Raw genomic sequence first — 6,757 nt, 5'->3', positions numbered from 1 at the left:
ATGTGAATGGCGATCGGGTCAAACCCTCGCGAGTGGTGCACGTCGATGACCGGCTGAACATCACCAAGGATGAAACGCGCTTGGAACTGATCGTGCGCGGCATGCCGGTGCGGCGTGGGCCGGCGCCTGAAGCCCGGCTGTACTACACCGAGACCGAGCAAAGTATCGCGGCCCGCGAGCTGCAGCGGGAGCGAAGTCGACTGGCTGCTCCGGCGCCGGATGGTCGGCCCGACAAGCACGCCCGCCGCGTGTTGCGCGACCTACGCCGAGGTTAACCCACCGCTTTGCTGTACGAACCGCCGTCGCGCCCGGCCATGACGGACTGAATTTCCGCCACGATGGCCAGCGCAATGGTCTCCGGCGAGCGTGCGCCGATATCCAGCCCGATGGGTCCGTACAGGCGGCCGCTGAGTTGCGCGGCTTTGGCGCCGATCTCGTGCAACAAGCGAATGCGCCGGGGCGCCGGGCCGAGCAGGCCGACATAAGGAATCGAGCTATCGGACAGGGCGGCGAGATAAGCCTGATCCGAGATCAAGTGATGACTCATGACCACGGCGGCGTCGTACTGCCCGACTCGCAGTTCCTCCGGCAGCTCAGCCGCCGCTTTGAGTGCGACACGCCGCGCTCGCGGGAAACGTTCGGCGATCGCATACGCTGGGCGATGATCCAGCACCGTGACCTGCCAATTCATCAGGCCGGCGATTTCCACCAGCGGCATCGCGTCCGGTCCTGCACCCAGCAATAACAAACGCGGCGGCAATTCGATGGGCACGACCAGGAAGGTCGCATCGTCGGCGGCGATGACTTCGCTCGAGGGGCCGGCGCCGCGCGGCGTCGACACATTCATGGCCGTTGCTACTACGGCTGGCGACGAATGTTTGTTCTGTGTCCAGAATGCGGCGCCCAGCGGCAGCTTGGGATTGCGCGATTCGGTGACGATGGCGAAGCGCGCGTCGGTTTGATCGAACCGGCAGCGCGCCGCGAACTTGAACGGTTGATAGTCGTTGGCGGGATCCAGGCGGCTCAACACAATGGTCATCGCGCCTTCGCAGCCCAGGCCGATGCCCCAGATCACATCGTCGGAGCTGCGAGTGTCGTAGTGGACCGTGGCCGGCTCGCCGGTGCGCAAGACCAACAGCGCGCGCTCCATCAGGTCCGCTTCCAGGCAGCCGCCGCTGAGCAGGCCGGCGACTCGGCCATCACCGGCGATCAGCATCTGGGCGCCGGCCTTGCGATAGGTCGAGCCCAGCGTCTGTGCCACGGTGGCGAGGACCAGCGGCTCACCCCGGTCCATGGAGTCACGAAAGAATTCGTCGGTGGCGACGCCCGAGTGAATCAAGCCTGGTTGGGTCATGGAGGTCGGTTGGCTACCTAGGCGGAGAATTGTCCCAGCTTCGTCGCGGCGCTGCATGCCCAAAGCGCCGGCCCGGCTTGCCTAATCCGGCAATTCCGCGGGCGGCTAAATTTCCGTCAGCGTTTCGACTGGCGGGACGGCGCCACGGGGACATGCCGCCCTGTCAATTCTGGACGAGTGCGCAGTTCCGAGCGCACCCTGAAGCCGCATACAATGACGGGCCGATCCAGGGGGAGACGACCAGCATGTCCGGGCCGCCACTACATACCGCTGATTCAACGCAGCCCAACTCGGACGTTGCCCTGATCGAGGTTTTGCCGCAGCACCGGTTCGATGAGGCGCCGCTGTGGCAGTACCTGCAACAGCATCTGGACGATTTCGCCGGGCCGGCGCAGCTGCGCCAGTTTCAGGGCGGTCAATCCAACCCGACCTACCTGATCCAGACACCGACGCGGAAGTTCGTGTTGCGTAAAAAGCCGCCGGGCAAGCTGTTGCCGTCGGCGCATCTGGTCGAACGCGAATACCGCATCCTGCATGCGCTGCCTGCCGACCAAGTGCCGGTGCCTCGTGCGCGCGTCCTGTGCGAAGACCCGAGCATCATCGGTACGCCGTTCTATGTGATGGATCACATCGATGGCCGCGTGATTACCAATGTGACATTGCCAAATCTGACGCCGGCAGAGCGTCGTGGCATTTACACCGACTACGCACGAGTCGCCGCCCAGTTGCATGCCGTCGATTATCGAGCCTGCGGTCTGGCCGATTTTGGCAAGCCCGAAGGCTATGTCCGGCGGCAGCTGGAACGCTGGAGCAAGCAGTATCTGGCGTCCAAAAGCGACGACAACGCCGATATGGACGCGCTCATGGCCTGGCTCGGCGCGCATCTGCCGGCCAACGACGAGACGGCCATCGTTCACGGCGACTATCGCATCGGTAACACCATTCTGCATGCCACCGAGCCTCGCATCATCGCGGTGCTGGACTGGGAGCTGGCCACGCTGGGTCATCCGCTGAGCGATCTTGCCTACGCTTGCATGTACTACCGCATTCCGCCCGGCGAGTTGGGCAGCGGCGGCTTGGCGGGTATCGACATTGCCGCGCTGGGTATTCCGAACGAAGCCGAATTCCTGGCGTTGTATTGCAAATATTCCGGTCGCGAGCGCATCGCCGACTGGCCGTTCTTCTTGTCGTTTGCCTGTTTTCGCATGGCTGCGATTACTCAAGGCGTGTACGCGCGTGCGTTACAAGGTAACGCCGCCGATCAGCGCGCGATCCAGTACGGAGAGCACGCCAAGGCGTTCGCAGCAGCTGGCCGCGCCATGACCCAACGTGCCGACTAGCGAATAGATTTTTCCAGGAGACCCTCATGTCCGCGCAATTGGATTCCGATCAGACGCTGGATGCGTTCCGCCGCGATACTCGCGCGTGGCTGGAAGCGAACTGTCCGGCCGAGATGCGTCAACCGGTGGCTGACGAGTACGACATTTGTTGGGGCGGCCGGCACTTTCAATTCAAGAGCGAGGCGCAGCGCGTGTGGCTGCAAAACATGGCCGAGCGCGGCTGGACTGTGCCGGAGTGGCCCAAACAATACGGCGGCGGTGGTTTGAGCAAAGACGAAGCACGCGTGTTGCGTGAGGAAATGGCGGCTCTGAAATGCCGGCCGCCGCTCACTTCGTTCGGTATCTCGATGCTCGGCCCAGCGTTGCTCAAGTACGGTAACGAGCAACAGAAGAGCGAACATATTCCCAAGATCGCGCGCGGCGAAATTCGCTGGTGTCAGGGTTATTCGGAACCGGGCGCGGGCTCGGATCTGGCGTCGCTGAAGACGCGTGCCGACGATGCCGGCGATCATTTCGTCATCAACGGTTCCAAGATCTGGACCAGTTATGGCGACAAGGCCGACTGGATCTTTTGCCTGGTCCGCACCGACTTCGCCGGCAAGAAACAAGAGGGCATCAGCTTCCTGTTGTTCGACATGGAGTCGCCTGGCATCACCACGCGGCCGATTCGGTTGATCTCGGGCTATTCGCCATTCACCCAGACTTTTTTCGACAACGTCAAAGTGCCCAAGCCGAACTTGCTGGGCGAGTTGAATACAGGCTGGACCATCGCGAAGTATTTGCTGACCCACGAACGCAACATGATCGGTGGCATGGGCACGCAACGCGTGACGCCGCTCAGTCAGCTTGCGGTCAAGAGCATCGGCCTGGCGGCGGGACGCTTGGCGGAGCCGGCGCTGCGAACCGATATAGCGCGCTTCGAGATGGATGCGCTGGCGTTCGCGCTCACCATGAGTCGAGTCACCGACGAAGCCAAGGCCGGCAACGAGACTGGCGCCATGTCCTCGATGCTCAAGTACTACGGCACCGAGCTCAACAAACGGCGCGCCGAGCTGAGCATGTCGGTGGCCGGCAGCGACGGCTTGAAATTCGGCGATTCGCCCAGCGAAGAACAGCTGGCGGCGATGTGGCTCAGGACCAAGGCCAACTCCATCGAAGGCGGCACGTCAGAAGTGCAGCTCAACATCATCAGCAAGAGCGTGTTGCGCTTGCCTGGCGCCTGACACGGAGGATCTGACATGACTTTGATACTCACTGACGACCAGTCGATGTTCCGTGACGCAGCCAAGCGCTTCGCCGCCGAGCGCGCGCCGGTCTCACAACTCCGCAAGTTGCGCGATGACATCGATCCGATCGGCTTCAGTCGCGATGTTTGGAAAGAAATGGCCGACATGGGTTGGGCCGGCGTGCTGGTGCCTGAGGAGCATGGCGGTGTGGGCTTTGGATTCGTCGGCGCCGGGCTGATCGCCGCGGAAGTCGGGCGCAACCTGAGCTCTACTCCGTTGCTGTCGAGCGCCGTACTGGCGGTAACAGCCCTGTTACGCGGCGGTACGCCTGCGCAAAAAGAAACATTGCTGCCGGCCATCGCGAGCGGCGACTTGTTGATCGCGTTCGCGAGCGACGAATCGGTGCGGCACTCGCCGTATCAAATCGCGACCCGATGCGCGGGCAAATACAAGCTGAGCGGTCGCAAGTTACATGTGCTCGACGGCCATGTGGCGGATCGGTTGATCGTCAGTGCTCGTACTTCCAGTGACACCGGCTCTCGCGATGGCATCACGCTGTTCCTGGTGGATCCGAAGGCCGCGGGAGTCACGATCACGCGAACTTCCATGGTCGACAGTCGCAACAGTGCGACGATTGATTTGCGCGACGTGGTGGTGGGCGAGGACGACATCATCGGCACTTTCGACAAAGGCGCCATTGTGCTCGATGCCGTGCTCGATGCCGGGCGTGCGGTGCTCGCTGCCGAGTTGCTCGGCGTCGCTGAGGAATCGTTCGAGCGTACGTTGAGTTATTTGCGGGACCGCGAGCAGTTCAGCGTCAAGATCGGCAGCTTCCAGGCGCTCCAACATCGAGCAGCTCACTTGTTTTGTGAGATCGAGTTGGTGCGTTCGGTGGTGTTGAGAACACTCCAGGCACTCGATGCGCAGGAGCCGACGGCGCCGTCGCTGGTGTGTTTGGCGAAAGCCAAGGCCAGCGACATTGCACGCCTTGCGACCAACGAAGCCGTGCAAATGCACGGTGGCATAGGCATGACGGACGAATTCGACATCGGCTTCTTCATGAAGCGCGCGCGGGCGGCGGCCGAAACTTTCGGCGATCAGTACTATCACACCGACCGATTCGCCCAGTTGGCAGGGTATTAGCAGTAACTCAACTGTAACCCGAGTAGCGGAACCTGGGTTTGGCGCCACGCATTCAGACCGAAGCGTGCGCGGCGCCTAGCTTCGTACGCCGCAAATGCCACTGTTTATCGACCTTGTGATCCGCCGCTCAGGGCCCTGTCGGGCGAATCGGTAGGGTGTCAGGGTCGTGAAGCCGACGAGTCGAGGATTATGACAACCGAGCGCGAATACGATCCCGAAGCCACTCTCGAGATGCCCCGCCCGGTGCACATCAACCCGGCGTTGGAAGATGCAGATCCGGAGAAGACCTTGGTGCGCGAAGACTGGGAGAGTGCGGTCATCCGTCGCGTCGCCCCGCGCCTGGCTGCCGTCCAAAGCGCGGTCGCCGAAGACTCGGCGGCCGAAGATCGCTTTGGCTGGGAAGCCGAAGGGCTGCGTCGCCTGTCTCGCGTGATGAGCCGCGACCGCGGCTGATCCTCAGCTCAGCGTGGCCTTGCTGGTGCCAGCAGTCACGTCCAGCTGTTGGCCCAGCTGCAGCTCCTTGCCCAGGCCAGCGGTCAGGATCATGTTCTGACCGAACAGCACGCCGCGTAACGCGCGGTCGAACCGAAATTCTTTCAATGCCTTCAACGGCTCATCGCTGTTGCGCTCGCCGGTGAGCTGATCGGTGGTGGTGACCACGCAGCGATCGCACGGCTTGACCACTTTCAAGCGCACGTCACCCGCGATGAACTCATCCACGCTGTCCTCGCCGAATGCCGGCAAACCGTCCACCACGATGTTGGGGCGGAAGCGGTTCATGGGCAGCGGTTGCGGCAGGCGACGATTCAATTCATCGAGCGAGCCCTGCGAGATCAGCAGCCAGGGATAGCCGTCGGAGAACTGATTCAGCACCTCGGCGCCGTCGGTCCACTTCGGGTCGCTGGGCCGCTTGTGGCGCTTGTCGAAGCGCACCAGGCGGGCCGGTTTACCCAGGTGTTCGGTGAGCCAGGTGGCGGCGGCGTCGCCGGCATCGAAGGCGGCGGCTTTGTCGCGCCAGATGGTCACTGCTACTTCCGGGCCGGTCAAATCCAGCGGCAAGCTCAAGTCCGCGCCATTCGGTTTACGTAGCACCAGGCTGTCGCCGACGATGGCGGTTGCCACCTGCGCCAGCAGCGGCCGTTCACGCTGCGTCAGGAAACGATTCTCCGGGGTGACAACCAGCCATTCGCGATCGTGCGCAAAGCCGGTGTCGGTGAGGCGGGCCTGAGTCAGCGCGATGCCGCGGCAAGACTTGACCGGATAAATATTCAGTTCGGTGATCTGGACCATGACCGTAACCGTGCGCCAGTGAAGAGCTGATTGAGGGCCGAAGCATAACCGGTCCGCGCCGGGACGGCACGGCGGCCGGTGGTGCATACTCGTGCCTAAAGGAAACGAGAATGACACCTGGCGAGCGCTCTCCCTCCACTGGCCCGGCCGCGCCGGCGGTGGCCGATCATCCCATCGACAACCGCGCCGCACGCTTGTTTACCGTGCTGGCGTCGTTTCTGGTTTGTAACGCCATCATTGCCGAGTTCGTCGGCGTCAAAATTTTCGCGCTGGAACCCACCCTCGGGCTGATGCCGCTGAACTGGAATCTGTTCGGCCAGAGCGGCTCGTTGTCATTCACCAGCGGCGTGTTGTTATGGCCGTTCGTGTTTTTGATGACCGACATCATCAATGAATATTTCGGC

7 protein-coding genes and 1 pseudogene are annotated in these 6,757 nt (G+C 62.5%); 6 read left to right on the top strand and 2 right to left on the bottom strand.

Annotation, left to right across the window (positions count from 1 at the left end; all coding sequences use genetic code 11):
• On the top strand, positions 1 to 275 hold a 275-nt coding region (locus JNL55_RS22295; protein ID WP_293859123.1), incomplete at its 5' end, for a hypothetical protein.
• Here JNL55_RS22295 and JNL55_RS22290 read toward each other — a convergent pair.
• Positions 272 to 1,354, bottom strand: coding sequence for an XdhC family protein (locus tag JNL55_RS22290; protein WP_293859120.1), 1,083 nt, complete (start codon positions 1,352 to 1,354; stop codon positions 272 to 274). The genes JNL55_RS22295 and JNL55_RS22290 overlap by 4 nt on opposite strands.
• Positions 1,355 to 1,599: 245 nt before the next feature.
• On the opposite strand from JNL55_RS22290, the gene JNL55_RS22285 reads away from it, so the two are divergent.
• The 4 genes from JNL55_RS22285 to JNL55_RS22270 all read left to right on the top strand — a co-directional run bounded on the left by JNL55_RS22285 (position 1,600) and on the right by JNL55_RS22270 (position 5,516).
• A complete protein-coding gene (locus tag JNL55_RS22285; RefSeq protein WP_293859117.1) occupies positions 1,600 to 2,694 on the top strand; it encodes a phosphotransferase in 1,095 nt (364 codons plus the stop codon).
• Between the two features lie 26 nt (positions 2,695 to 2,720).
• Positions 2,721 to 3,917: an acyl-CoA dehydrogenase family protein gene (locus JNL55_RS22280; protein WP_293859114.1), complete on the top strand. Its 1,197-nt coding sequence runs from the start codon at positions 2,721 to 2,723 to the stop codon at positions 3,915 to 3,917.
• A 15-nt stretch (positions 3,918 to 3,932) separates the two neighbouring features.
• Positions 3,933 to 5,063, top strand: coding sequence for an acyl-CoA dehydrogenase family protein (locus tag JNL55_RS22275; protein WP_293859111.1), 1,131 nt, complete (start codon positions 3,933 to 3,935; stop codon positions 5,061 to 5,063).
• Between the two features lie 189 nt (positions 5,064 to 5,252).
• Positions 5,253 to 5,516: a hypothetical protein gene (locus tag JNL55_RS22270; RefSeq protein WP_293859108.1), complete on the top strand. Its 264-nt coding sequence runs from the start codon at positions 5,253 to 5,255 to the stop codon at positions 5,514 to 5,516.
• 3 nt (positions 5,517 to 5,519) lie between these two features.
• Here the strand turns inward: JNL55_RS22270 and JNL55_RS22265 are convergent, their stop codons facing one another.
• Complete coding sequence (locus tag JNL55_RS22265) at positions 5,520 to 6,353, bottom strand: MOSC domain-containing protein (RefSeq protein WP_293859105.1); 834 nt, start codon at positions 6,351 to 6,353, stop codon at positions 5,520 to 5,522.
• Between the two features lie 110 nt (positions 6,354 to 6,463).
• Here JNL55_RS22265 and JNL55_RS22260 point away from each other — a divergent pair.
• A pseudogene (locus JNL55_RS22260) lies at positions 6,464 to 6,757 on the top strand (hypothetical protein); the annotation flags it as partial.

The organism is Steroidobacter sp. (genome assembly GCF_016790065.1).
Lineage (GTDB): Bacteria > Pseudomonadota > Gammaproteobacteria > Steroidobacterales > Steroidobacteraceae > Steroidobacter.
This window is presented reverse-complemented; position numbering and strand designations above follow the sequence as displayed.

Bases quoted from the DNA above. Each gene is read 5' to 3' on its own strand.
- JNL55_RS22290 (WP_293859120.1), bottom strand. From the start codon at position 1,354: ATGACCCAACCAGGCTTGATTCACTCGGGCGTCGCCACCGACGAATTC.
- JNL55_RS22285 (WP_293859117.1), top strand. From the start codon at position 1,600: ATGTCCGGGCCGCCACTACATACCGCTGATTCAACGCAGCCCAACTCG.
- JNL55_RS22280 (WP_293859114.1), top strand. From the start codon at position 2,721: ATGTCCGCGCAATTGGATTCCGATCAGACGCTGGATGCGTTCCGCCGC.
- JNL55_RS22275 (WP_293859111.1), top strand. From the start codon at position 3,933: ATGACTTTGATACTCACTGACGACCAGTCGATGTTCCGTGACGCAGCC.
- JNL55_RS22270 (WP_293859108.1), top strand. From the start codon at position 5,253: ATGACAACCGAGCGCGAATACGATCCCGAAGCCACTCTCGAGATGCCC.
- JNL55_RS22265 (WP_293859105.1), bottom strand. From the start codon at position 6,353: ATGGTCCAGATCACCGAACTGAATATTTATCCGGTCAAGTCTTGCCGC.